Origin of the sequence: Enterococcus ureasiticus (assembly GCF_001730285.1) — a bacterium.
Classification (GTDB): Bacteria; Bacillota; Bacilli; order Lactobacillales; family Enterococcaceae; genus Enterococcus_L; species Enterococcus_L ureasiticus.
Map to the genome: position 1 here is coordinate 126,279 of NZ_MIJZ01000012.1, position 24,506 is coordinate 150,784.

The 24,506-nt window shown below is 37.0% G+C and carries 27 protein-coding genes; 1 reads left to right on the plus strand and 26 read right to left on the minus strand.

What is annotated here, in order from left to right:
• Window positions 1-5: 5 nt before the first annotated feature.
• From BCR21_RS06650 to BCR21_RS06700, 11 genes are all read right to left on the minus strand, one after another.
• Window positions 6-1,295, minus strand: coding sequence for a PTS sugar transporter subunit IIC (locus tag BCR21_RS06650; RefSeq protein ID WP_069645700.1), 1,290 nt, complete (start codon window positions 1,293-1,295; stop codon window positions 6-8).
• Between the two features lie 30 nt (window positions 1,296-1,325).
• A complete protein-coding gene (locus BCR21_RS06655) occupies window positions 1,326-1,631 on the minus strand; it encodes a PTS sugar transporter subunit IIB (RefSeq protein ID WP_010770846.1) in 306 nt (101 codons plus the stop codon).
• A 24-nt stretch (window positions 1,632-1,655) separates the two neighbouring features.
• Window positions 1,656-3,755 carry a BglG family transcription antiterminator gene (locus BCR21_RS06660; protein ID WP_069645701.1) on the minus strand — a complete coding sequence of 700 codons (2,100 nt, stop codon included), beginning with the start codon at window positions 3,753-3,755 and terminating at the stop codon, window positions 1,656-1,658.
• 213 nt (window positions 3,756-3,968) lie between these two features.
• Window positions 3,969-4,169 (minus strand): heavy-metal-associated domain-containing protein, encoded by a 201-nt coding sequence (locus tag BCR21_RS06665; protein WP_069645702.1) that lies wholly within the window; start codon window positions 4,167-4,169, stop codon window positions 3,969-3,971.
• Between the two features lie 36 nt (window positions 4,170-4,205).
• Entirely contained in the window at window positions 4,206-4,652 is a 447-nt protein-coding gene (locus BCR21_RS06670) for a CopY/TcrY family copper transport repressor (RefSeq protein WP_069645703.1), read from the minus strand.
• Window positions 4,653-4,895: 243 nt separating this feature from the next.
• The gene (locus BCR21_RS06675; RefSeq protein WP_069645704.1) at window positions 4,896-5,414 is read right to left on the minus strand and encodes a GrdB-related putative oxidoreductase; all 519 of its coding nucleotides are present in this window, start codon (window positions 5,412-5,414) and stop codon (window positions 4,896-4,898) included.
• Window positions 5,415-5,429: 15 nt separating this feature from the next.
• Window positions 5,430-6,788 (minus strand): PTS cellobiose transporter subunit IIC, encoded by a 1,359-nt coding sequence (celB, locus tag BCR21_RS06680; RefSeq protein WP_069645705.1) that lies wholly within the window; start codon window positions 6,786-6,788, stop codon window positions 5,430-5,432.
• A gap of 21 nt (window positions 6,789-6,809) precedes the next feature.
• Entirely contained in the window at window positions 6,810-7,139 is a 330-nt protein-coding gene (locus tag BCR21_RS06685) for a PTS sugar transporter subunit IIB (protein WP_069645706.1), read from the minus strand.
• Window positions 7,140-7,162: 23 nt separating this feature from the next.
• Window positions 7,163-8,116 carry a glycosylasparaginase gene (locus BCR21_RS06690; protein ID WP_069645707.1) on the minus strand — a complete coding sequence of 318 codons (954 nt, stop codon included), beginning with the start codon at window positions 8,114-8,116 and terminating at the stop codon, window positions 7,163-7,165.
• Between the two features lie 165 nt (window positions 8,117-8,281).
• Window positions 8,282-8,605, minus strand: a complete 324-nt coding sequence (locus BCR21_RS06695) for a heavy metal-binding domain-containing protein (RefSeq protein ID WP_069645708.1) — start codon at window positions 8,603-8,605, stop codon at window positions 8,282-8,284.
• Window positions 8,606-8,683: 78 nt separating this feature from the next.
• A complete protein-coding gene (locus BCR21_RS06700; RefSeq protein ID WP_069645709.1) occupies window positions 8,684-9,571 on the minus strand; it encodes an Rgg/GadR/MutR family transcriptional regulator in 888 nt (295 codons plus the stop codon).
• A gap of 296 nt (window positions 9,572-9,867) precedes the next feature.
• Between BCR21_RS06700 and BCR21_RS06705 the strand changes: the two genes are divergently transcribed.
• Window positions 9,868-10,482: a CPBP family glutamic-type intramembrane protease gene (locus BCR21_RS06705; protein WP_069645710.1), complete on the plus strand. Its 615-nt coding sequence runs from the start codon at window positions 9,868-9,870 to the stop codon at window positions 10,480-10,482.
• Between the two features lie 69 nt (window positions 10,483-10,551).
• On the opposite strand, the gene BCR21_RS06710 is transcribed toward BCR21_RS06705, so the two are convergent.
• From BCR21_RS06710 to BCR21_RS06780, 15 genes are all read right to left on the minus strand, one after another.
• On the minus strand, window positions 10,552-11,871 hold the full coding sequence (locus tag BCR21_RS06710) for a Sapep family Mn(2+)-dependent dipeptidase (protein ID WP_069645711.1): 1,320 nt from the start codon (window positions 11,869-11,871) through the stop codon (window positions 10,552-10,554).
• A 30-nt stretch (window positions 11,872-11,901) separates the two neighbouring features.
• On the minus strand, window positions 11,902-12,624 hold the full coding sequence (locus BCR21_RS06715; protein ID WP_069645712.1) for a GntR family transcriptional regulator, LSA1692 subfamily: 723 nt from the start codon (window positions 12,622-12,624) through the stop codon (window positions 11,902-11,904).
• 76 nt (window positions 12,625-12,700) lie between these two features.
• Window positions 12,701-13,537: a YitT family protein gene (locus tag BCR21_RS06720; protein WP_139125634.1), complete on the minus strand. Its 837-nt coding sequence runs from the start codon at window positions 13,535-13,537 to the stop codon at window positions 12,701-12,703.
• A 126-nt stretch (window positions 13,538-13,663) separates the two neighbouring features.
• Window positions 13,664-14,197 (minus strand): dihydrofolate reductase family protein, encoded by a 534-nt coding sequence (locus BCR21_RS06725; RefSeq protein ID WP_069645713.1) that lies wholly within the window; start codon window positions 14,195-14,197, stop codon window positions 13,664-13,666.
• 121 nt (window positions 14,198-14,318) lie between these two features.
• Window positions 14,319-15,014: a uroporphyrinogen-III synthase gene (locus BCR21_RS06730; protein WP_069645714.1), complete on the minus strand. Its 696-nt coding sequence runs from the start codon at window positions 15,012-15,014 to the stop codon at window positions 14,319-14,321.
• Window positions 15,011-15,919, minus strand: coding sequence for a hydroxymethylbilane synthase (hemC, locus tag BCR21_RS06735; RefSeq protein ID WP_069645715.1), 909 nt, complete (start codon window positions 15,917-15,919; stop codon window positions 15,011-15,013). The genes BCR21_RS06730 and hemC overlap by 4 nt, the downstream gene beginning before the upstream one ends.
• Before the next feature lie 47 nt (window positions 15,920-15,966).
• Window positions 15,967-16,752: a formate/nitrite transporter family protein gene (locus tag BCR21_RS06740; RefSeq protein WP_069645716.1), complete on the minus strand. Its 786-nt coding sequence runs from the start codon at window positions 16,750-16,752 to the stop codon at window positions 15,967-15,969.
• Window positions 16,753-17,002: 250 nt separating this feature from the next.
• Window positions 17,003-17,983: a uroporphyrinogen-III C-methyltransferase gene (gene cobA, locus BCR21_RS06745; RefSeq protein WP_069645717.1), complete on the minus strand. Its 981-nt coding sequence runs from the start codon at window positions 17,981-17,983 to the stop codon at window positions 17,003-17,005.
• A 2-nt stretch (window positions 17,984-17,985) separates the two neighbouring features.
• Complete coding sequence (nirD, locus tag BCR21_RS06750) at window positions 17,986-18,291, minus strand: nitrite reductase small subunit NirD (protein WP_069645718.1); 306 nt, start codon at window positions 18,289-18,291, stop codon at window positions 17,986-17,988.
• 1 nt (window position 18,292) lies between these two features.
• Entirely contained in the window at window positions 18,293-20,695 is a 2,403-nt protein-coding gene (gene nirB / locus BCR21_RS06755; RefSeq protein WP_069645719.1) for a nitrite reductase large subunit NirB, read from the minus strand.
• Between the two features lie 132 nt (window positions 20,696-20,827).
• Entirely contained in the window at window positions 20,828-21,646 is an 819-nt protein-coding gene (locus BCR21_RS06760) for a hypothetical protein (protein ID WP_069645720.1), read from the minus strand.
• A gap of 31 nt (window positions 21,647-21,677) precedes the next feature.
• Window positions 21,678-22,112, minus strand: coding sequence for a precorrin-2 dehydrogenase/sirohydrochlorin ferrochelatase family protein (locus BCR21_RS06765; protein WP_069645721.1), 435 nt, complete (start codon window positions 22,110-22,112; stop codon window positions 21,678-21,680).
• Window positions 22,100-22,837: a sirohydrochlorin chelatase gene (locus tag BCR21_RS06770; protein ID WP_069645722.1), complete on the minus strand. Its 738-nt coding sequence runs from the start codon at window positions 22,835-22,837 to the stop codon at window positions 22,100-22,102. Before BCR21_RS06770 ends, BCR21_RS06765 begins: the two co-directional genes overlap by 13 nt.
• Before the next feature lie 10 nt (window positions 22,838-22,847).
• The gene (locus BCR21_RS06775) at window positions 22,848-23,495 is read right to left on the minus strand and encodes a response regulator transcription factor (RefSeq protein WP_069645723.1); all 648 of its coding nucleotides are present in this window, start codon (window positions 23,493-23,495) and stop codon (window positions 22,848-22,850) included.
• Window positions 23,492-24,496 carry a sensor histidine kinase gene (locus tag BCR21_RS06780; protein WP_240488074.1) on the minus strand — a complete coding sequence of 335 codons (1,005 nt, stop codon included), beginning with the start codon at window positions 24,494-24,496 and terminating at the stop codon, window positions 23,492-23,494. The genes BCR21_RS06775 and BCR21_RS06780 overlap by 4 nt, the downstream gene beginning before the upstream one ends.
• Between the last annotated feature and the right edge of the window lie 10 nt (window positions 24,497-24,506).

Sequence of the window (24,506 nt, forward strand, 5' to 3'; positions counted from 1 at the left end):
TCTTTTTAGAATGCTTTCATGATCGGACTAATGATCCAAGCATATAGTAGCGCTGCTGTAACGGTATCCACATCAGTCGCTGTGGCATTGATAAAGCCCATACTGTTGAATATCGTCACCAACAAAGCAGGCAACAACGTAATAAAGAATCCATGTGCGATTCCGCCAATAATCGCTCCCCGTCGACCACCAACTGCATTTCCGAAAATTCCTGCTGTTCCTCCTGCGAAAAAGTTCGTCAACATTCCTGGTAAAATCATGGCTAATCCAAAGGTTGGTAAAATAAACATCGCTAAAACAGCGCCAATTGTTGTCGTAATAAATCCTAAAATCACTGCATTAGGACTATACGGGAAAAACACAGGACAATCCAAAGCTGGAATGGCATTCGGTACCAATTTCATCGCAATCCCTCTAAATGCTGGTACGATTTCTCCAAGCAATAAACGAACACCTGCTAATAAAACATAAACACCGACCACAAATTGGATTGCTTGTAAGAAGGCAAACATAATATAGTTTTGATTGCCTGATAATGTTGAAGCAAATGTTTCTCCTGCAAACAACACGGTTACAATATATAAGGGAACCATCACGACCATCACAGATAAATAGGTGTCTTGGAGAAACTCAAAAGATTTTGGTAATTTAAGGTCTTCAACTGACTTTTTATTTTCCCCACGCTCCCCAAAAATCCAAGCAACTCCTGCTTCAAATAAATAACCAATTGTACAAAAATGACCTAGCGCAATATCATCCGATCCTGTTATTTTTCGAATGAACGGTTGCGCGATTGCTGGCATTGCAACAGCGAAAACTCCTCCGATAAATCCACCAACAAGAATTAACACGATTCCGCGAAGTCCTGCAAAATACCCAAAAACTGTCGTCATAGTCGCCATCCATAAAATCGCTTGACCTGTTAAGAAAATGTATTTCCATCTTGTAAAACGAGCAATCAAAATATTAAATACGAAAATTGCCAGAAACGTTAATGCAATGTCTCGCCCTAAACCAAGTTCATTCATCGCTTGACCGTTGATTGCCTCAATCGAAGGGATGATCCCTTGCATATGAAATCCTTCTGTAAAAATTTCACCAAAATAAGTCAAACTGCCCACAATAATACTAGAACCAGCACTTAAAACTTGAAACCCTAACAAGGTTTTTAATGACCCTGATAAAATTTGGCCAATCGATTTTTTTTGTAGGATCAAACCTAACATAGCAATCAAACTGATCGTAATCGATGCCTGCGTCAAAATATTTTCGATGATAAAATTAATTACCCCCATGATATGTGCCCCTCCATTCTATTTTTCTCGTTAAATAGCGCCTTTTGCTTGTAAAACTGGTGTGATTTTTTCATCTATCTCTGCTTTTGAAACAATATTTTTTAAATAGATAATCGCTGTTTTTTCTTCGTCAATACTAAACTTTTCGAATTGTGTTTGAAAATTTTGAGCGGTAATAATGATATCTGGATTCATAGAAACTGCCGATGAGATATCTGTATGCTCAAGTTTTGCTTCGACCCCTTTCTGATTTAGTACATCTTCTGCTGCCATTTGTGCCGCAAAGCTACTCCCTAAGCCTGCTCCGCAAACAAATAAAATAGTTAGTTTTTTCATGATTATACGCTCCTATCGTTTTTATTATTTTGTTTCTTTTAACTCATCCTCGTATAAAATCGTTTCAAATTCAGTTATATTGGTGCAGTTAGTTAATCGAGTTATTTTTGTTTCATCATTGATCAGCTCGATCAAACTTTTCATAATATTCAGATGGGAAAACGAATCGACTGCCGCCAAACAAAAAATAATCTTCACTGGATCATTCGCTTCATTTCCAAAGACGACAGGCTCTGCTAAAGTAGCTACGCTTATGCCTAATTTATTTACGCCATCTTCTGGTCTTGCATGAGCCAAAGCAAGATGTTTACCTATCACAATATACGGACCAAATTCATTGACAGAGGCGATCATTGCCTTTACATAGGACTCTTTTATACACCCTTCTTTTAATAATGGACGAGCTACTCGTTGAATCGCACTCTTCCAATCCGGACATTTTTCTAATAATAAGATATCGCTTTTCTTTAAGACATCTTTCAGCATCGGCTGCAACTCCCTTTTATTTATCTTTAAATGATTCTGATCAAAAGTATTTTCTAAAGTTTGATAGATGTTGCTAGAAATCGTTCCGCCACTTTCTTTAATCAAATCAAGAACTTTGTAAAACAACTCCGTAGAGTCATTGTCATTATTAACTAAACGTTTAAATTGTCTATTTCGTTCTAAAAACTCTTGAATCTTTTTCCGACTTTCTATTTTGATAATTGGATCTACTACTAAAATTGGTTTTTCGAAATAGGTTAAACTAAGTGTTGAAAAAATCAAATCAACATCTAGTTTTTTGATTAAATCCAGCTCTCCTGTACTCAGAACAGCTAGTACATCAATGTTAAATAGTTCTTTCAAATGTTCCGCCAATAATCGTCCAGTGGCGGTTCCATGATTGCAAACTACAACTGCCTTATAGATATATTTCAGTTCTTGATTAATTGCACTTACGGAAGTAGAAAAATGAATCGTCAAGAACGCAATTTCATCGTCACTAAGATGCTTTTTAGTGATTGCTTCAATCGTTGGAGCAAATTTTTCAATAGCAAAATAAATATTTCCATAATAGCGTTTAACTGTTTCTTTTAAGGGATTTAAAATCTGTATTTCACTTTTTACCCGACTAATCAAACCTGCCATATGTCGATATAAACCTTCATGCAGTGATTCCTCTTTTTTTGAAAAAGGAATTTGGGTGATTTGTTCGACATATTGAATCAGTTGAATCGACAATAATTGAGCTTGTACCCATTCAACCGAACTGCTTATACTCCCAGTATTAAAGGTCTCCAACATAAAAATGATATAATTTATTTCCGATGTCGGCGGCCTAACTGCTAAAGTTTGGCAAAGTTGATCGACAAAAGAAGTTCTAAGCTTATTTTGATCCGTATCCCATACTTCCCAATCAGAGTTTACAATTAATTCTTGCCTTAAATAACGACTCAGCCAAATAGCCGTAAACATCACAAGTTGATTTCGATAAATATCTTCTTTTGAAGAGATCGTTTGATGGTAGATATAATCTATTTTTTTCAATACATTTTTAGGAATATAGCGAAATAAATGTTTTTCTGAAACGCTCAATCCTGCATCCTTCTCATCAAGAAACCGCAAGCTGTCAATTGATTGGTTAACTACATCGTAAATCATTGTTCGAATCGTTCGCTCCGATCCTTTTAGAACGATTCCTTGTTTAGGAATACTCAACACTTCTATGCCATACTCTAGGAGAATACTTCTGACCCTACGCATATCTTCGTCCATTGTGCTTTTTGATATTTGATACTCCGATTCTTTTTGATATAAAAAAATAGGATGCTCCGATAAAGAAAAAGCCAAGATCAAGTCAAAAATTCGTTCCTCACGATTTAAGTAATCGAATTCATTTTTTTCATCAATAATCGTATCTAATTGTTTTTTTTCAGTTTGTTCAAGTGTTAAAAGCATTCCTTTATTTCGGATTGTTCTGATCTCTGGCATTTTATGACTGATGAGAAACACATTGATTTCGTTAATCTCATTTCTGATTGTTCGATTACTAATTTGAAAATCCTCACTTAGCTCATCAAGAGTCAAACAATAATCTGACCTAATAAACCGTTTAAATATTTGTATTGTACGATCTTTCATTTGTTTCTCTCCTTGTCTGATTTCATTATATAGTTGGACGGTTCATTTGATTAGTGGAGATTGTTGCAACATTTATTTGCAACAATGTAAGCGTAGCCATTTCGTTGCAATTGAATAGTTGCATTATTAGTATACAAAAAAAGCGTGGCGCAAAACTGTTTTTGTTTTGCGCCACACTTGTTTAAATAAAGATTCTTTTATCTCAGCCTGTTTTTATTCAACAGTAAATTTTGTTTCTGATAATGAATTCTGTAATTCAGCATTAGAAATGTCTCTATTACTTGTTACAGATGCTGATTTTTTTTCTAAATCAACACTAGCAGACTGAACCCCTGCAATTTTTTCGAAATTTTCTTTGACGATATTTACGCAACCGTCACATTTCATTCCATTGATCGATACTGTTTTTTCCATTGTTAAACACTCCTTATATTTTTTTAGTACTCCTGCCTAACGAATCAAATGACACTGACACTGTCCTTTTATACAGTTGCAAGGTACTTCTTTCACCGCTGAATTTCGTTTTTCTTTTAGTAATATTTCCAAGCGATCAATATCGTCAAAACTCAATAGACTATCCTCGATTATTGATTCAAGCACACTTCCAACTTTTTTGCTGCAGACTTTAGTCAGCATTTCTTTAGAAAGTGCCTCGATGCTTTTCCGTTCCTCAACTAAAGGAAAATACGTAAACTTATTACCATTACGAGTTGTTCCTAGCATCCCTTTATCAACTAAGCGGCTCAGCAACGTCTTGACCGTGGTACTTTTCCACTCAGTTTTTTCATTAAGAATATCTGTCACTTCTTTACTTGTTGTTTCTTTCGTCGCCCAGGCAACACGCATGACTTCCCATTCTGCATCAGTGATATTTAATGTTTTTTTATTATCTGACATAAAAAGTCTCCTTTTTACTGTTTTTTGACGCTTCTTAAAAACTACATGTGTAGTCAATTGATATATTGATAATAGCTCTTTTTTTGTAGTTTGTCAAAGGGAAGATTCCCTCTCTTTTTGCTATGACTCTCAATCTATAGAAACAGACGTAAAACACAAGCATTGTTTTACGTCTGTTTCGCTTACTTATAGGAGTTTGATTACAGTGCTATCTGCTTTGAACGGTTTGATAAGCTGAACTTATCAAAAGCAAACCTCTTTTTCTACTGTTGTTGTGTCTTGGCCGTGTGCTTTTTTAGCAGTCAATAGTGCCATATTTTTAAATGAATCATTCAAGCCAATGCCACCTTTTTTCGGCATTTTAACGATTGGAATTTGTTTTTTATATTTCTCTGTCGCTGGGTTTTCAACAGACATTGCCGCAATTGCTGGAATTCCGTATTGATTAAAAGAAATCGCTAATTTAGCCGCCATTTCTCCAAAGTTAGGATACTGCATTGCCGGACCACAAAAAATGGCATCTGCTTCAAACTTTTTGGCAAAGCCTACAAATTTTTTCGTCACTTCTTCTTGATTTTCTAAATAATACTGATCCCCACAATAAAGAGTCGCAACAATTTGTGCATCATTCTCTTCAAAAAATGGACTTAGTGTTTGACCTGGCCCCATCGCTGATTTCTTACCGCCAGGAGTTAAATGAGCATTTTCATCACTCCCCATACCGGCTTGCACATGGTTTAATACTACTATAATTCTTTTCATCAAAGAACCTTCTTTCTAAATATCATCAAAGTCAAAATCATCAAAATTGATCTCTTCTTCTTCCTCTGTTTCTACTGCCTGTGCTTCTTCACGTAAATATTGATCGTCCATTACTTTGATAAATGGATAGTAGATGAACATGCCTAAAATAAACAATAATGCTTGCAAAACAGCACCTTGCCAGCCACTTACCAAAAATCCTGAAAATATGATTGGTGTGGTCCACGGTAACTGAATACCGTTTGTTAAAGGAACTAGTCCCCAGTCCATTGCAAAATACGCAATGATGATATTAATCGTCGGCACCAATACAAAAGGAATTAAAATCAATGGATTCAAAACGATTGGCAATCCAAAAATAATCGGCTCATTAATACCAAAAATCCCAGGTACTAAAGACAGCTGTGATAATTTTTTGATCCGTTGACTCTTACAGAAAATAACCATAACCACAATCAACGAAAGGGTCGAACCAGCACCACCAAATGTAGCGAACATATCTTGAAACTGTCCAGTAATAATATTCGGAATTTCTTGTCCATGTTTGTATGCATCTAAATTTTCAACTGATAGTGCTCTTAAAACTGGATTAAAAACAGCGCCAACAACACTGCTTCCGTTGATACCAAAGAACCAGAAAAAATGCAAGAAAACATACGCAATGATCATCGCTCCAAGTGTATTTCCTAAAGCTAATAATGGCGTTTGTAAGAAATCAAAAATAATTGCTTGTAAGTTTCCATAAGAAGTTAAACTAACCAGCCAATCTGCAACAAAGAAAATCATGACCACAATAAAACTTGGAATCAAGGCTTCAAAGGATTTCACTACTGTTGGCGGCACACCATCTGGCATTTTGATTGTCCAGCCTTTACTTAAGACCCAGACAAAGATCCTTGTGGAAATCAACGCTACGATCATTCCCAGAAATAGTCCGTTAGAGCCCATCCATTTTAATGGCAGACTTACAACCTCAAATAATTGTTCTGTTCCTTCCGGCGTATACTCTGTGTAATAAGGTGTTACGATGAAAAATGATACCAGTGCAATGATCCCTGCTTGCATTGCATCCACTTTAAATTGACGGCCCAAACTGTAGGCAATTCCCACAACCGCCAAAATCGTCATCACATCGAAACTTGCATTAGCAGGAACCGCCATATGCTCCGCCCAATCAGCTCCTAAAATCCCTGACATCCACTGATCCCATTGAGGTAACGGAAAGTTTGCAATCAAAAGAAAAATCGATCCTACGATTAGTAAAGGAGTGGATAATAAAAAGCCATCACGAATCGCAACAAGATATTTGTTTTCCCCAATGACTTTAGCCATCGGTGTCAAGATGCGTTCCAACCAATCTAAAAACTTTTTCATATAGACACGCTCCACTCTTCGTTATTTTTTATTTGATTTAATTAGTTTCAACGCTTCTTTTAAGGCTTTTTCACCATCCATCATGCCATAAATTTCTGGTGTGATCGCAGCCACCGGAATTCCTTGTGGTACAAATTGTTCTTTCGTTTTTTCAAGTAAAAAGCGGACTTGAGGACCTAATAAAATAGCGACTGGTTTCTCCTGATCGACTACTTCTTGCGCTCTAGCAACTGGAAATGCAGTAATTTCTAACGGCATTTGATGTTTGTTGACGACTTCCATCATTTTATTGACCATAATACTTGTAGACATTCCTGCATCACAAAATAAATAAATCTTTTTTTTACTCATGTTCTTCTCTCCTTTGTTTTATATTAATCAATAGGTGCTTTGATTCGTTTTTCGTAGGCATCTAGCCATTCTTGCGTGATCGGCTCAATGATCGTTTGATGGTTTTCACCCATATTGGCTAGATAAATTGCCGGCTTTTCTCGATGATTTGCTACACTAAAGGTAAACTCAACATTGGTGGCAACGCCCCATTGACCCGCATTATTCATTGCGACTAAAGAGAATGCTCCAGCTTTGCCGTAGCGTTTGGTCAGCTTATCATGAAACGTATAGACTGCTTGATCACAAGCTTCTTGTGGTGTCTTCCCCTCGCCCATCAGACGAACAATTTCATAAGCCAAACATCCTTTCATCAAATCTTCCCCTAAACCTGTAGCTGATGCTCCGCCGATTTCGCTATCCACATAAAAACCAGAACCAGATAACGGCGAATCTCCTACACGTCCTGGTTTTTTCATAAACAAACCAGAACTAGAAGTTCCAGCCGCCATACTGCCTTTTGTATCAAGAGAAATTGCGCCGATTGTATCATGTCCATCATATGGGCTTAAATTACTTTTAGCGATTTCTTCTACTCGTTTTTCCCAGATTCGATGTGCTCTTTGGGTCAACATATTTTTCCGCTCAAATCCATTAAGCATGGCATATTTTGTTGCGCCTTCTCCAACTCTAAAACTGTTGAACTTTTCATCACTTAATTTTCTAGCAACAGAAATTGGATTTTTCGTATCTGTGATTCCAGCAACTGCGCCAATCTTAAATGTATCACCATCCATAAAAGCAGCATCCATTTCTAAGATGCCCTCAGCATTAGGTAAACCACCGAATCCAACAGATTTATAGTATGGATAATCTTCAACTGTTTGAATTGTTGCCTCAATTGCATCTCCTGCTTGACCATTGCTTCTCAGTGACTCACTTGCTTGAACGACACCATCGTGTGCCATTCGCCAAGTAGCAATTATTCCCCATGACATTTGCATCCCCATCCTTTAAAATAGCGTTTTCAATATTTTATACTTGCATTATACATGATATATACATTTTAGTATATACTAAAATTGAACATTCAAAAAATAAGCTAGAATAAACATAATAATTACGTTAAATCTAGCTTGTTTTTTAATTCATTTGTAGCTTGTTTAATCACCTGTATTCTTAAATTTCACCGCCGTACCATAGGCCGCAACAGATTGCATATCTGTCCCAATCGATCCTGAATCAAAACGCATCATCACGACGGCGTCTGCTCCTAATTTTTCAGCATTGCTTTTTAGTCTTTCAATCGCAGTTTCTCTTGATTCTTCCAGCATTTCTGTATAAGCGTGAATTTCTCCCCCTACAATATTTTTTAAATTGGCTCCGATATTCTTAAAAACGTTTTTTGAATGTGTGGTTAAACCAAAAACTTCTCCTAATACTTCGTACTCTTTTCCTGGAATTTTTTCTGTTGTTGTAATAAGCATAGTAATTCCTCCTCTTCTAGTAAAACTCATTTTATATTCATTTTCTGAAACTATCAGAAAAAGTCTCTTATTTTGCACTTACTTTTTATCTCTGTGGATACTTAATTCTTGATAGATAGTTTTTGACAGCTCTGCTTGATGATGATACCCCAAAGTAGCAAATATTTCGATTGCTTGGTCAATTTTTTTACATCCAGACGTTCGTTCTCCTTTTATGTACAAAATCACCCCTTCATAATATAAATGGCAATTTCTAAAAAACATCTCGTCCACTCCTGTGGTAAATGCGCTTAGCTTTTTCATTAAATGCTCAGCATCTGCTACATCATTCGATAACACCAACTCATGGATTTCATTGATCAAGAGTGTACAAATGACTTTCCTTCCTCGTTCAAAGTATTTATAGCGATCAATCGATCGTAATAACGTCTCAAAATACTCTGATTTTCTTTCATAATCAATATAATCTAATGTATTAGCAAATAATCTTAATTCTCCCAATGTCCATGTTTGAACCTTAGACAAGTGTTCTTGAATGACCATTAACGATTGCGTATCAATCACTTTTTTTGAATAGATCCCTGTTTTTTCATATTCAGTCAATTGTTCGATCCGTGCGGTTAATTCGGCTATCCTAAGTTCAGTTTGAACATTATTAGGATTCTTTTTGAGATGTGTTCTCATTGAAATTAACCCGTCTATATCATTTTGGTTCCCTTTTTCACCATATTCATAGTAAAATTGCTCAATTTCAGATGCACGATATCCATTGAAAATATACAAAAACTCATCGACTTCCATCAATAATTGCTCTAAGATCAGTTTTAGTAAGTAGAAAGAAATCTCATGCTTGCCTTGTTCAAAACGAATCGCATAGGATTTGGACATGATTTTCTCATACAGTTGCTTTTGCGAAATTCCTTTTTTTATTCGTAGTTCGCGAACTACTTCCCCGTATGTTTTCATTCGTTCCTCCTACTTTTTTAGCTTTACTTTATAGTATCAGGAATCGTACTTGTCCACTAATAGAACGCATTGATTGCTATTTTTCTGGTAGCAAATTTGCCACTTTTTAACTCATATCATGATAAATCCTTTAAACTTCAATTCATCAAAGATAACAGTCGATTGAATAGGCATATCTATTTCTTAATTTTCTTATAAAAAGTATACTTAATCAAAGAAGTTTTAATTATTTTTCTCTCTTTTCATTTAAGAAATAAAGATGTCTCAGTCATACATGTTAGTAGGAGGAATTTCAGATGAAAAAAAACGAACCCTTACACAGCTCAACTATAGGACTAGTTGGCGGTGCTATCTTAATGCTCATTGGTTTTTGGGCTTTGATGACTTTTTCTTGGGCTTGGTGGGGCCTTTTTGTTGGGGGAGCGCTCGCTTGGATATTAGCGTTTGGAAAAGAGAGTAAATCAGCATTTCGGGCACCACATAAATTGTGGGTGATCCCTGTGGCTGTCCTCAGTTATTTTGTTATTGGATTAGTTATTGGATTGCTTTCAAAAACCTTAGGCTTTAACTGGGCAGCAAGTCCTGCCTCTGGTCATTTAGGCGCAATTATTCTCATGTTACCTTTTATGTTGATGGGTGAAGAATTATTAGGAATAGGGATACTAGAAGCAGCACAAAGTAAAGGTCTCTCTCTTATTGCCAGTACACTACTAAGCGCACTTGTTTTTGGTCTAATGCACATTCCTGCTTATTGGGATGGCTCTTGGTTTTCTACAGTGGCACATGTCTTACTTTTACAAGGTGTTGCCCGTTTGATTTTGAATATTGCTTACTTAAAAATGGGTAGGAGTATTTGGGGATCTTGGATCGCTCACGTACTGATTGATTTGATTGCTTTATCTGTCATGTAATCAGTCTATAAAACAAAAATATCCAGCTTCCTATCGTTTTAAAGGAGGCTGGATACTTTTTTATAGCGTTTATTTTTTTGCGGCCAGTGTATAGAGTGCTAAGGTATAAATTTCAAGATTGAGTAGTAAATCGTTTAAATCCATGTATTCATTTTTATTATGTGCGATCCCTTTTTGGCCTGGAAATGAGGGGCCAAATGCAACGATGTTCGGCATTGTTCTGGCATAGGTTGCACCAGTCGTTGTAACGGGTGTTCCATCAAGTCCCGTAACTTTTTCGTAAACATCTGCTAAGGCAAGAATGTTTGGATCATCTTTTGGAAAATTAGTTCCTTTCATGCTTCTTATGATGACGACTTCCGTATTTTCTACCACTATTGCTTTGACGCGCTCAATAATCTCTTCTTCTTGGAACGTGACAGGGTAGCGAATCGCAATGGATAGTGAGATCCCCTCTGCTTTTTTATGCAATTCATATGGTGTGAGTATTAATTTACCCGAATCCTCATCGGCCAATGCCAAATTAAATCCTTCCCCGAAATGTAACTCATGTAAACTATCAAAAACCCATTTAAAATATTTTTTAAGTGGTTCTGCTAAACTTGCTTCATTCATCAGTTTTTCGGCTAATAAGGTAATGGCATTTTCACCTAATTCTGGTGCGTTCGTTGGCGCACGTTTTCCTATCACTTCAATCCGTTTTCCAGATTTTAGTTCAACTGTTAATTCGTCGGGTACATGATCTTTAGCTTGATCGCCTTCGATCAAACCCAAAGTGGACAAATCAGTTTCGGAAAATGGCGTGATCAGTTCAATATTAACAATTCCTCGCTCACCATACACGACTGGATACTTACAGTCGGGTGTAAAACCAAACGTCGGTGGTCGTTCTTCTGCCAAATAATAAGGTAGATCAGCGGAACCACTTTCTTCATCCGTTCCAAAAATAATCCGAATCGTTTTTTCCAAAGGAACGTCTAATTCTTTCAACAATTTCAATCCGTACAAACAAGCGAAAGCAGGTCCTTTATTGTCTAAAACCCCTCTACCGAACAAACGACCGTTTTTTTCACTTAAATGAAATGGTGGAAAATCCCAGCCTTTACCTGCCGCAACTACATCTAAATGCCCAACAACCCCGATATATTCTTGTTCATTCCCATATTGTGCAAAACCAACTGCATCTTTGACTACTCTCGTTTTAAACCCATAACTTTCAGCTAAAGTCAGTGTTTTTTCTAAGGCTCGCCTTGGCTCTTTCCCGAAAGGTGCCCCCACTTCAGCTTGTCCCTTCACACTAGGTACTTCCATAATTGTATTTAAATCATTTAAAAAATGGTGTTGATTTTTTTTGATTGCTTCTTGAATACGAGTTCTGATTGTTTCCATTTTTTTCACCTGACTTTTTTAGTTTTAATGCTAAGTTGTCGTACGATGGAGTGTGTTTTTAAAGGTGTAACGATCCGCACGATAATAAGATGTATCGTATAAAATCGGTGTCGCAGTAACAGAATACGTGATTGAATGAACCATCAATAGCGGCTCACCTGATTCGACTTTTAGCAAGGGACTCAGTTCTTTTGTCACCAATATAGCCTCAACTTCTTGATGAGAGTATGCAATCTCGATTTGTTTTTCGATCAATTTAAATAGGGAGCCTTCTAATTGTTTTTCTGTGACTTCTGGCAAATAAATCGAGCGGATAAATAAATCTTCTACTGTCATTGGTTCGTTATCATATGAGCGTAAACGAACTAGGTGATAAACATCTTCTTGATCGTCTAGTTGTAAGGCCGTTTTCACTTCATCGGGTATATCAATTGCAGGTTCGAAACTAATTACTTCCGTTTTTGATGTTTTCCCATAGGTTTTAGCAGCTTCCGTAAACCCTTGTAGTCCAGCACGTCCACTTTGGATTTTTTGCTGGGTCATTACATAGGTTCCTTTCCCTTTTTGTTTTACTAAAATATTTCTAGAAATAAGCTCATCGATGGCTTTTCTCACCGTTAAACGACTAACACCAAACTCCTTAGCTAAATCATATTCAGAAGGTAGACGTTGTGAACTAATATAAAGGCCTTTATCGATTTTTTCTTGGATTTGTTTTGCTACTTTTTGAAAGACACTTTGTTTTTTCGCCATTTTTATTCTCCTATCTAATTATATCCTTAGCTTAATTATAATCGAAAGTTGTTTCAAGAACGATCCTCACAAGAATTTACCATTCATAAAAAGCAGTATTTGTTGAAACGCCCGTTGAAACACTGACAAATGCACTTGCATCAGCTTTATTAACGGCTTCATTTAATTGCTTCAACTCTTTTTTTGCAACAACTACAACAAGCAACTTTTTTTGCTGATGATCAAATGCGCCTTCTACATCGTTGATAACAGTGATTCCTCTTTTCAAGATTTGATGCAATCGATCAATCACATACTCTGCTTGATTCGTCACGATCATGACTTGGACTTTCTGCTGCTTTGTATTCACATAATCAACCATGCGCCCACTAATAAAGACAGATAGTGCACTATAAAACGCAAACTGCCAACCATATAGAAAGCCTGCCGCAAATTGAACACATAGATTAAAAACAATAAAAACAGTACCAATACTTTTCCCTGTTAATTTTCTAACAACGATTCCAATGATATCTAACCCACCTGTGGAGAAATCACTCTTCAATGTGATTCCCACTGATATACCATGCAGCACACCACCAAAAATAGCGCAAATCACAGGATCTGTCGTCAAAGAAACAACAGGAATCATCCGCATAAATAATGCAGTCATAAACACAGCAAAAATCGTATAAACTGTAAACTCACGATCGATTTTAAACCAAGAGACAATCAATAATGGTAAATTAAATAATAACACTAGTAATGGAATCGACACGGTTAAACCGTCTATCGTTTTTAAAACCGTGGAAATCAGTTGAGAAAGGCCTGTAATTCCGTTAGCATAAATATTTCCTGGTAACCAAAAGAAATTTAATGCCAATGATGATAAAAAAGCATATGCTAGCGCTACCAATAATTTGTATGCTGCCAATTTTTTGATCAAAAAAATCTCCTTTCCTAACTATTTTTCTCCATTATACTAAGTATATACTATTTTGTATATACTGGAAAACAAAAGAAGTGCAAACCAAATAAAACTGATTTGCGCTTCTTTCACTTATCTATTTGAATACGTTGTATACACCATATCATTTTTCACATAGACTTGCTCTACTTTTAAGTTTACAGGTCCATTTAATTCATTAAATAAACGGATTCCTTTACCTAAAATTGTCGGTATTGTTGTAAGAATATACGTATCGATCAACTTCGCTTCGACTAGCGGGGCGATAATACTTGCACCGCCAACAACCCAAATTGCTGCTCCGTCTTGTTTTTTTAATTCTTGGATCAATTCCACAGGACCTTGACTTGTAAAGAACAATTTTTCAGTATTCTCCTCTGGGTGACTAGTGATAATATACGATGATTGCTCCTCATAAGGATATTGATCCGGTGCTAACTCATTTACCACTTGGTCATATGTTGTACGTCCCATCACAACCGTATCGATTTTTCCCATCAATTCTTGATAGCTAGTATCCTCTTCGACTAATTCAATTCCACCGCCTAAAAAGTCAATACTACCATCTGTTTCTGCGATATACCCATCAACACTTGCAGCAATGTATAAAATTACTTCTCTACTCATAAAAAAACCTCCTCAAGCTTTAGAAAGATAGATACTCTGAACTATTCATTGTACTAGTTTTATCCTTTTCGTCAACTACTTTGTCACTATAAAAGGATAGCTAAAAAAGAACTTACTCTTTTTAGCTATCCTTTTCTTTAATGATTACGTCATATCCATTACTTGTAATTGCTTGCTTGGTCGTTTCGCCAAGACAATATAATTTTGGCATTTCATTTAAACCGGTCTCAATGAAAATAGCTAAAAATCTCTCCCATAATGAAGGACTCGCTAGATAAACTGCTTCGATTTTGTTATCTACTAAATATTTTTTTAATTGTCGGTTACTCTCTTCCAATAAAAAATTATCATAAAGGATCGGTGTGAATAAATAGTGACCTATTTGTACTAAGTCCGCCTCTCCAGTATTATCTGCTAAATTACTTTTAGGATAAAAAATAGTTGTCGCAACGGGGTACGTTTTAGCCCAAGTTTTAAACAAGCTTGCTTTCGTTGGATTAGGTGAGAAAAAATCAACTTTTATCCCATTTTTTAAAAGAATGACGGCTGTTTTTTCTCCAATAACGGCAAATTTTTTTGTTTCCAACGTAATATATCGTTTATCTGTCTTTACTTGCTGAAAAAAGAATTCAGCGGCATGCTGGCTTGTTAAAAATACCCATTCACTTTTTGCTAACATTATTTCAAATAACTGCCCTAATTCCCGTTTTTTTAACGCCAGTAAAGGAATCTCGATTGACTCAAAACCTTTTTTTTGAAAATACAAACGATCGTCATGATTATCTTCTCTCAAGCGAGTTAAAAGAACTTTTTTCATAGCGTTTCCTGACTCATTACGTCTAGTAAGTTTTTGGCTATTTTCTCGCCGATACCTTCCAAATCTTGAACACTCACTGTTTCAGTGAATGATTGCTGTAATTCTTTATCCCCTAAAAATCCAGAAAAACGATACTTCCCTTGCTCTTGACAGGCAAACGCCCCAATTGGGATATCACAATTTCCATTTAACATCGCCAAAAAAGCACGTTCTTCTGTAACTAATTTTCTTGTCAATAAATGATCGATTGGCTTTAAGAATTCATTCATCTCCTGATCTTGACTACGGCACTCCACAGCTAAAGCCCCTTGACCTACTGCAGGAATGCATTGCTCGCTTGTCAAAACAACATAAGGATGAGTAGGCGCATCAAACCAATTCAACCGCTTTAATCCAGCAACTGCCAAAACGATCCCATCTAACCCTTGTTCTTCCATCCGTTTCAAACGAGTGCCGACATTCCCCCGAATTGATTCAACTTGAAGATCCTCTCGCAAGTTTTTCATATGAAATTCCCGACGTAAACTGCTCGTTCCAATCCTTGCACCAATCGGCAAGGCTTCTAGAGCAGTCACTTCTCTAAAAATCAAACAATCAGCTGGATCACTTCTCTCGGGTATCGCAGCCAATGTCAATCCGTCTGCGACTTTAGCTGGCATATCTTTTAGACTATGCACGGCAAAATCGATTGAACCTGCTAATAAAGCCTGTTCCACTTCATTGATAAACAAACCCTTTCCACCAATTTTAGATAAACTAACGGAAAGCATCTGATCCCCTTTAGTAGTCATCGGTACGATTTCAACTGGAAAAGCCCCATGAACTTCTTTCAGTAAATTTAAAACAATCGTTGTTTGTTTCATCGCTAAAGGACTATTTCTGGTGCCGACACGAACGGTTTTCATTCACGTTACTCCCTTTTTCTTTTCTTATCTTCTAATCATACTAGATTTTATTTTTTTAACAACTGACCAGTGCCCACTTTATAAGCCAAGAAATAAAGTCCTGCCACAAAAAAGCCCCCGCCAATGATATTTCCCAGATACACACTAACCATGTTTTGCCCAAAAGCAGACCACGTGTTGCCTCCTAAAAGAATCCCCATCGGAATTAAAAACATATTCGCTACTACGTGTTGGAACCCACAAATCACAAAGCCCATAATCGGCAAGAAAATCCCGACGATTTTACCAATAAAATCCTTCGCTGCAAAATTTAAATACACAGCTGTGCTAACTAAGAAATTACACGCAATTCCTGAAAGAAAGCCTTGCAAAAAAGTATCTTTGGTTCTACCAAGCGAAACCTGAATCGCACGTTCAGCAAAATCACCTTGTAATGCGCCGCTTAAATAACCAAAGAAGTAGGCAACAAATAGAGAACCGATCAAATTAAAAAGTGTCACGATCATAATATTTCTCAGCCATTGCCTCCCACTGATTTTTCTAGCAAACAACGCCATAGAAACAACCATCATATTCCCCGTAACTAGTTCTCCACCAGCTAATAACAAACAAATCAATCCAAATGGAAAGACTGCCGCACCGATCACATTAACAAGTGATCCCCATTCTTTAGGCATCGTCCCCATTGCCCGAATCATGGCAATCCCTGCAACAGCTATAAAAACACCTGCTAAAAATCCTAATACTGCTAAGGTCAAAAAACTAGCCCGAGCTTTTTGAATCCCCTTTTCAATTGTAACATCGACTATTTCTGGTGGTTGAAGTGAGTTCATATTTTACCTCCTTAATTTAAAAGCTGAATGGGCTCGTTTAATCCTGACAGAAAAACAGGAAATTATGACTGAGGCGCTCTTTGCCTTATTCATAATTTATCTTTTTTCCGAAGGATTAGCCCATGAAGCTAGATAGACTTAAAAGCGTAATGGGCTCGTTCAGTCTCGACAGAAAAATAGGAAAAATTAACTGTGACACTTTTTGTCACTTTCCATTTTTATCTTTTTTCCGAGAGACTAGCCCATGAAGCTAGATAAATCGCTTATTCAAAACATCCTCTTGTCTTTTATACATCGTCGTCAATTCTGAATTTAAATACACTACCTCATCAAAATAATGATCACTTAGATATTGCTGATGCACCTCATCAAAGCGCTGATCACGATCTTTACCAACTTGGATCGCATAAACATCTGCTCCTTGCTGAGTATAAGTCAGAATCGTTTCAAACTTGATTTTTTCTGTATCGATTAATAAAATTTTATGCCCAAACAAAGGCAATTGTTCAAACCAATCAGTCCCCTTACGGCACGTTGCAACTTCACCAAGAATGATCAACGAAGGATTTTGAATGTTATGTTCTTCGATTGCTTCGACCATTGTTTGAATCATGGCTGTGATTGTTCGTTGGCGACCTAAGCTTGCCCATTCAACGATTACAACGGGTAGTTCGGTTGAAACACCTTGCTCTAATAGTATTTTTTGAGTACTAGCAGCTTGTTCTATTCCCATGTATAAACACATCGTGCCGTTTTCCGTCAAACCTTTAAAATCGATTGTTTCACCTACTTGGCGATGAGCAGTTGCCAAAGTAACTTTACTACTATGCTCACGATGCGTTAGTGGAATACCGCTGTAACTGCTAGCAGCTGATGCAGCGGTGACCCCTGGCACAATTTCGTAGCGGATCTGTTCCTGTTGAAGTGTTGCGATTTCTTCTCCTACACGACCAAAAATACCAGGATCTCCGCCTTTTAAACGTACAACGATTTGTTCTTTTTGCCCTTCCTCCAACAATAATTGGTTGATGTTCTTTTGCTTTAACACATGATTTTTTGGATATTTCCCACTATAAATAAAACGCGCTGAATCTTTCGCTAAATATAATAAAACTGGATGAACCAGCCGATCGTAAATAATGACATCAGCTGATTCCAGCACTCTTTTTCCTTTTAGTGTCAATAGTTCTGGATCCCCTGAACCAGCACCGACAAAATAGACTTTTCCCATTGCTACACCATGACATAAACGCGGTCTTCTTCGACGATTGTTTCATATGCACGAACACAACCTTCATCTGGCTCGTGAACTTGTCCATCATTCAAATTGATTTTATAATCATGCAACGGGCAAAAAACATATTCACCTGAAACAGTTCCTTCAGCTAATGGGCCTTGTTTATGCGGACAAACATTTTCAATCGCTTTGACACGATTATCACTCAAACGAAAAACAGCGATTTTCTGTTTTCCAATGATAACTTCTTTGCCCATTCTCGGCGCTAACTCTTCTAATTGCCCAACAAAAATTTTTTCCATTTTAGACTCTCCCCACTGTGTATAATTCTTGGCGTGTTTTATTATCGTCTACCACTTCATTCCACGGATTTCCTCGACGCCCAGCAACAGCTTCATCTAACGCAGTCAATAACACACGGCATTTTTCTGGATCTAATAAAACTTCCTTCACGACATCAAATCCCATCCGTTCAATCCATGGCGCAGTTCGTTCAGCGTAGATCCCTGTCTCACGGTAGTATTGCAACATTGCACCACAAATATCGATGACTTCTTGTTCTGTTTCAACGGTTGTTAATAAAACAGCTTCTTTCACTTCCGTTCCGCCATTTCCGCCAATATAAATTTGGAACCCATTTTCTACACCGATGATTCCGAAATCCTTCACACCACTTTCCACACAACTTCTTGGACAAGCAGAAACACCCATTTTGAATTTATGCGGTGTATCGATAAATTCGTAACGCTGTTCTAATTTAATACCAAGTCCCATTGAATCTTGTGTACCAAAACGGCAGAAGTTCGCACCAACACATGTTTTGACAGAACGAACGGCTTTAGCATATGCACCAGCTGATTTCATATCTAGTTCTTCCCAAATTTTAGGCAAGTCTTCTTTTTTCACTCCGTATAACCCGATACGCTGACTCCCTGTCACTTTGACCATTGGTACATCATATTTTTCGGCAACTTTAGCAATCAGTAGCAACTGCTGCGGATTTGTTTTCCCACCGCGCATTCTTGGAATCACCGAAAACGTCCCATCATTTTGGATATTCGCATATAAGCGTTCATTGACATAGCGGGATTCTTTTTCATCCGTGTGTTCTTTAGGCCAAGCAACGTTTAGATAGAAATTGACAGCTGGACGGCATTTAGGACAGCCTTCTGAATTACTAAAGTTTAATTCACGATACACTTCTTCTGAAGAGGTCAGCTTTTTCGCATAGATTTGCGTTACGATTTGATCCCTCGTTAAATCAGTACAAGCACAAATTCCAGTTGGCGCAGAAACCACTTCACCGCCTAAGGCATACGCTAAAACATCGCCGATCACTGATTTACATTTGCCGCAAGAACCACCTGCTTTTGTGTGTTTGGTTACATCAGCCACAGAGGTCAATTCTTTTTCGTTGATGGCGGTCATGATCGTCGCTTTGTCGACTCCATTACAGCCACAAATCACTTCATCATCTGGCCACTCACTGACATCAGCACTAGCTTCTTCACCAACCATATGGAGTAAAGATACGGGTGTATACTCTTCAATACTTTCATTTTTTTTCAAAATATTATAATAACGATTCCCTTCTCTCGTGTCACCGTAAAGGACAACACCAACCACTTGATTATCTCTAACAAAGATTTTTTTATAGGTGTAATTGATTCCATCAAAGGCTTCGATACTGTTGATACCATCTGTCTCTTTGATGTTTCCAGCTGAATATAAATCACAGCCCGACACCTTTAAAGAAGTAAATGTGGTACTGCCTTGATAAGGTTTGGTTTCTTTTTCCGTCAAAACATCTGCCAGAATTTTTCCTTGTTCAAATAGTGGCGCAACCAAACCATAAACATTCCCATCATGTTCTGCACATTCACCCAATGCAAAAACATCTGGAACGTTGGTTTTCATAAAGTCATCAACAACAATGCCACGGTTCACTTCGATATTTGCGGCTTTTGCCAACTTGGTTTCTGAGCGTATTCCGATCGACATCACGACCAGATCCGTCTCAATTGTAGTGCCATCACTAAAAGCTAAACCTGTTACGCGGGTTTTTCCAAGGATTTTTTGCGTTGCTTTTTCCATCAAGAATTTTAATCCTTGTTTTTCTAAATCAGCCTGCAACATTTTCCCTGCTTTTTCATCCAATTGGGTTTCCATTAGCCATTTTTCTAAGTGAACAACCGTTACGTCCATACCTTGATCAAGCAAGCCTTTTGCTGCTTCTAAACCAAGTAAACCCCCGCCGATCACCACTGCTTTTTGGCATTTTTGAGCCGTTTCAAGCATATTTTCTGTATCATCAATCGTTCTAAAACCAACAACACCTTCTAATTGAGCGCCTTCAATGGGTAAGATAAATGCTCTGGAACCTGTTGCTAGAATACATTTATCGTAGGAGATTTCTTTACCTGATTTTGTAGTGATTTTTTTATTTTCTGTATCCATTTTTTCTGCCGGATCGTGATTAATTAGTTCAATCTGATTTTCTTCGTACCATTCTAGTGGGTTCGTGATGATTTCTGAAACGGTCATTTTCTTTTGTAAGACATTACTCAACATGATCCGGTTGTAATTTGGGTATTTTTCTTCTCCGATAATCGTGATTTGATAGCGTTCAGAATCACGATCTAAGATTTCTTCGATCGTACGAACACCAGCCATTCCATTACCAATTAAAACAAGCTTTTCTTTCATTTTATGTAAACTCCTCTTTGTGATTTTTTGAGCAATCTTATTGATGCTTTGTCTTTTTTAGAATAGCAAGAAAGAAAGGCTGTGACTATTAGGGAATTACCTAATAGTCACAGCCTTTCTTTGATAATCAGTTTATTTGTCTAGTTCTTTCTCTCTCAACTTCTGCTCATTATTTGACTTCCCTTTAGAACTATATGATTCAAAAATAACTAAAACAAGCCCCATAGCAATAATCATTTCTAAAATGAACTTGATAATTTCGATCGTTCTAGATTCTCTGATTCCAACAGAAAATAAACTTATTACCCATAATAACACAAAAATTCCAATGGAAATAAGTGCGGCTGCTATGATGATTCCTCGAATCACGCCTCCTTTTTTTTGTTCCTCTTCCACACTATTGACTTCATGATTTTGGTCAATACTCTGTTTATTTTCTTCTGCATAATTTTGTGGCGAATACTCTTGTAACAGAGCGCGCAGATAAAGTAAGACTTCTTTTTCTTGATAGCCTTTGATATTTTTATAGTTGAAATAGACACCATTTTTCGCTTGAAATTTTTGATTTAGTCTACTTGTTTTTATACCTAACGCATCATAGATTTTGTTATCTCTAATAAAAATAACACCTTGTTCATGCGCATAACTGATACTTTCGATTTTGTCCCAAGGAATTGAATACTTTGTTTTATTTGTAAAAATCGAATAGATCGTTATTTGTTCTGGTGTCCAACTTATTATTTTTTTCCCTTTTACGGTCCAATATATTCCTTTAACAAAATAGTAGCTAAAGAAAAAAACACCAGCAAAAAAGACTAACATAACTAGTGTTTCATTTACGCTCATGAAAATACTGCACACGACAAGCCAACCAATCATACCAAAAAAAGAAATTAAAACACTTCTTCCCAAAGTTTTATTTTTCTTTTCCCTTAAATAGTGTTCAACCATTTTTATTTTCCCTACCTTTTTATTATTATTTTTAATTCATATTCAACAACTTAATTAACGCTAATTTCTTTTCCTTAGTTTCCGCAGGATTTTTCCCATAAGATGACAGTGCAATCAAGTAATCTTCTTGCTCTATCGTACTCATATTATAAAAATCACTATTCTCTTTTTGGCTACAATCATTGACCCATTGATACTCAGTAGCATCATTGACGATTTTTTGGTTAACTATTTTAGAATCCGTACAGGCAAAAATAAGCTGTGCTTCTTGAATATATTCAGCTTTATAGGTTGCTGTAATTCGTTTGACTCCATCTAATCCAATAAATTCAGGTAAAAAATCTGGTGCAATGACGGTTACTTGACCTTTCCCTTTTAAAAGTCCGAGCGTTTTCCGTAGTGCGATTTTCCCACCGCCGACAATGACGATTTTCTTCCCCGTTAAATCAAGCATTACTGGATACATTGGATAGCCTCGTTCACAATTGCTTCTAAGTCTGTTAAGATTCGTGGGTCAAATTCCAGTGTCCGAGTAATGATAAACTCCGTTGTTGGGAAGACTTCGGCTAATTTATTTTTCATGATTGTAATCAAATATCCATCAAATAAAAAGAACGGCACGATCACTATTTTTTGATGTTCAGATACTTGCTTTTTGATATCTGACAAATAATCGTCTTGCCCTTTTAAACTTGTGGGAATAATTGAGAATCCCACTTGTTGTTGAATTTCTTTTGCAATTTCAGTTAAAATGTTTTGTGGTACATCCGTTTGTTTTGTTCCATGAGCCACTAAAATCCCCACTAATTGCTCGTCGGGATAAGAAGCAGCTACTTCTTGCAATCGTTTCAACAACACTTGGCGGCTACCTTTTTTACTACCGAATGTTTCTGTTTGGATAAATTCAATTTCTGGATGGTTGCTTATGACTAGTTCGAGTTCATCTGGGATATCAACTAAAGCGTGCTTCGCTGCAAATAATAATACAGGAACAACAATCACTTTCGTTGCACCGTTTTTGATCATGTTTTCAGCAACACTTGGAATCGTATCTGGATGATTTTCTAGAAATGCCGTTGCTTGGTACAAACTGGGATCCAGTCTTTTTTCTAGTTGTTTAATAAAAGCCATTGCTGCCTGATTTTTTTCGTTTTTTTGGCTACCGTGAAACACATACATAATACCAATCATTTTACTCACCTCATAAGTCGATTAATTGATGTTTCATACTATATTGCAACAATTCGCTAAATGTTTCAAATTCTAATTTTTTCATTACATGAGATTTGTGTACTTCAACTGTTTTAACGGATATAAATAAACGTTCCGCAATTTCTTTGTTGCTGTAGCCTAAAGAAACTAGAGGCAAAACTTCACGCTCTCTTTTTGACAGTCGCTCGTATTTTTCATCCTTCTCCTCTTTATCGACTTTTTTTAGCCAATGGTCTTTATTATATGGACCAAATAGGGGATCAATTGTAATATTGCCAGCGGCCACTTGCTTGATTGCTTCTAATAACACAATATCCTGTGAACTCTTAAGAATATAGCCTTTTGCACCATATTCTAAAGCTGTACGGACATATTCTTCTTCATCATGCATACTTAAAATAATCGTCTTTACGCCAGGAAAATGTTCTTTAATACGACGCGTGGTTTGTAAGCCATTTTCTCCTGGAGGCATCCGCATGTCCATCAAAACCACATCCACTGGATATTTTTCAAGGAGCAAAAAGGCTTCCGTGCCGTCTGCTGCATCGCCTACAACTGTGATCTCCTTTTGGCTTTCCAGCAATAAACGGAGACCACTTCTAACTACTGCATGATCATCTGCTATTATGATGTTCATTTTACTCCCTCCCATTGAATAGGCAACTGCAATGTTACTGTCGTTCCTTCTGCTTTTTCTGAATGTACAATTAGATGCCCACCGATCGATTCTGCTCTTTCCTGCATATTTAAAAGTCCTAAACCTTGGCTATGTTCATTCATTTGTTGGAGATCAAAACCTTTGCCGTGATCCCGAACAGCAAGTATTAAGCGAGCAGCTTGTTCACTTAATGTTACCCACAATTCATCCACAGACGCATGCTTTACACTATTCATCACACTTTCTTGTAACACTCGATAGGTGATTGTTTCTACACTGTCTGGAAAACGTTTATTTTCGATCATCGGAATAAAATGAATCGCTATTCCAGTTGTTTCTGTCAAACGGTGTAATAGCGTTTCGATTGCCGGGACCAACCCTAAATCATCTAAAGCTGTCGGACGTAAATCAATCGCAAGTTGTTTCACCTCACCAAGTAATGCAACAAAATCTTCGTCGATTTTTTGTAATTTAGTCGCTAAGTCTTCTGATTCTTCGTTCCATTTTAACTGTCTGGTTTCCAACATCAAACTATAGATGCTTTGCGCTAGTCCATCATGCAGTTCTTGCGAAAGTGCTCGACGCTCATTTTCATGTGCTTGATTGACGTATTCGATCAAGCGCTTATTTTGAATCACTTGCTGCAGACGATCTTGAAGGGCTAGACGACGAATACTCAACAAGGCATTTTGTTGATTGATCACCGTATAACTGCCGCTGAATTGCTCTTGTCTACCTTTTGAATCTTCTAAAATCAAGGGAAAGGCAGCTTGATCCCAGTCGGCTCTCACTTCACAATCTAAACACTTTTCCATCGTAGAATGAAGCATACATCCTTCTCCTCTAGCAATTTCTAGAACTTTTTCTAAAGTAAAAGGGTAATCTGTTGCTAATTCAGATGCCGCATTATTTTGCTTGATGCATTTGTTTTCTTCAATCAAAAACAACGCATCTTTTGCTTCTTCAAATAATTTTTCCATTATAAGATTT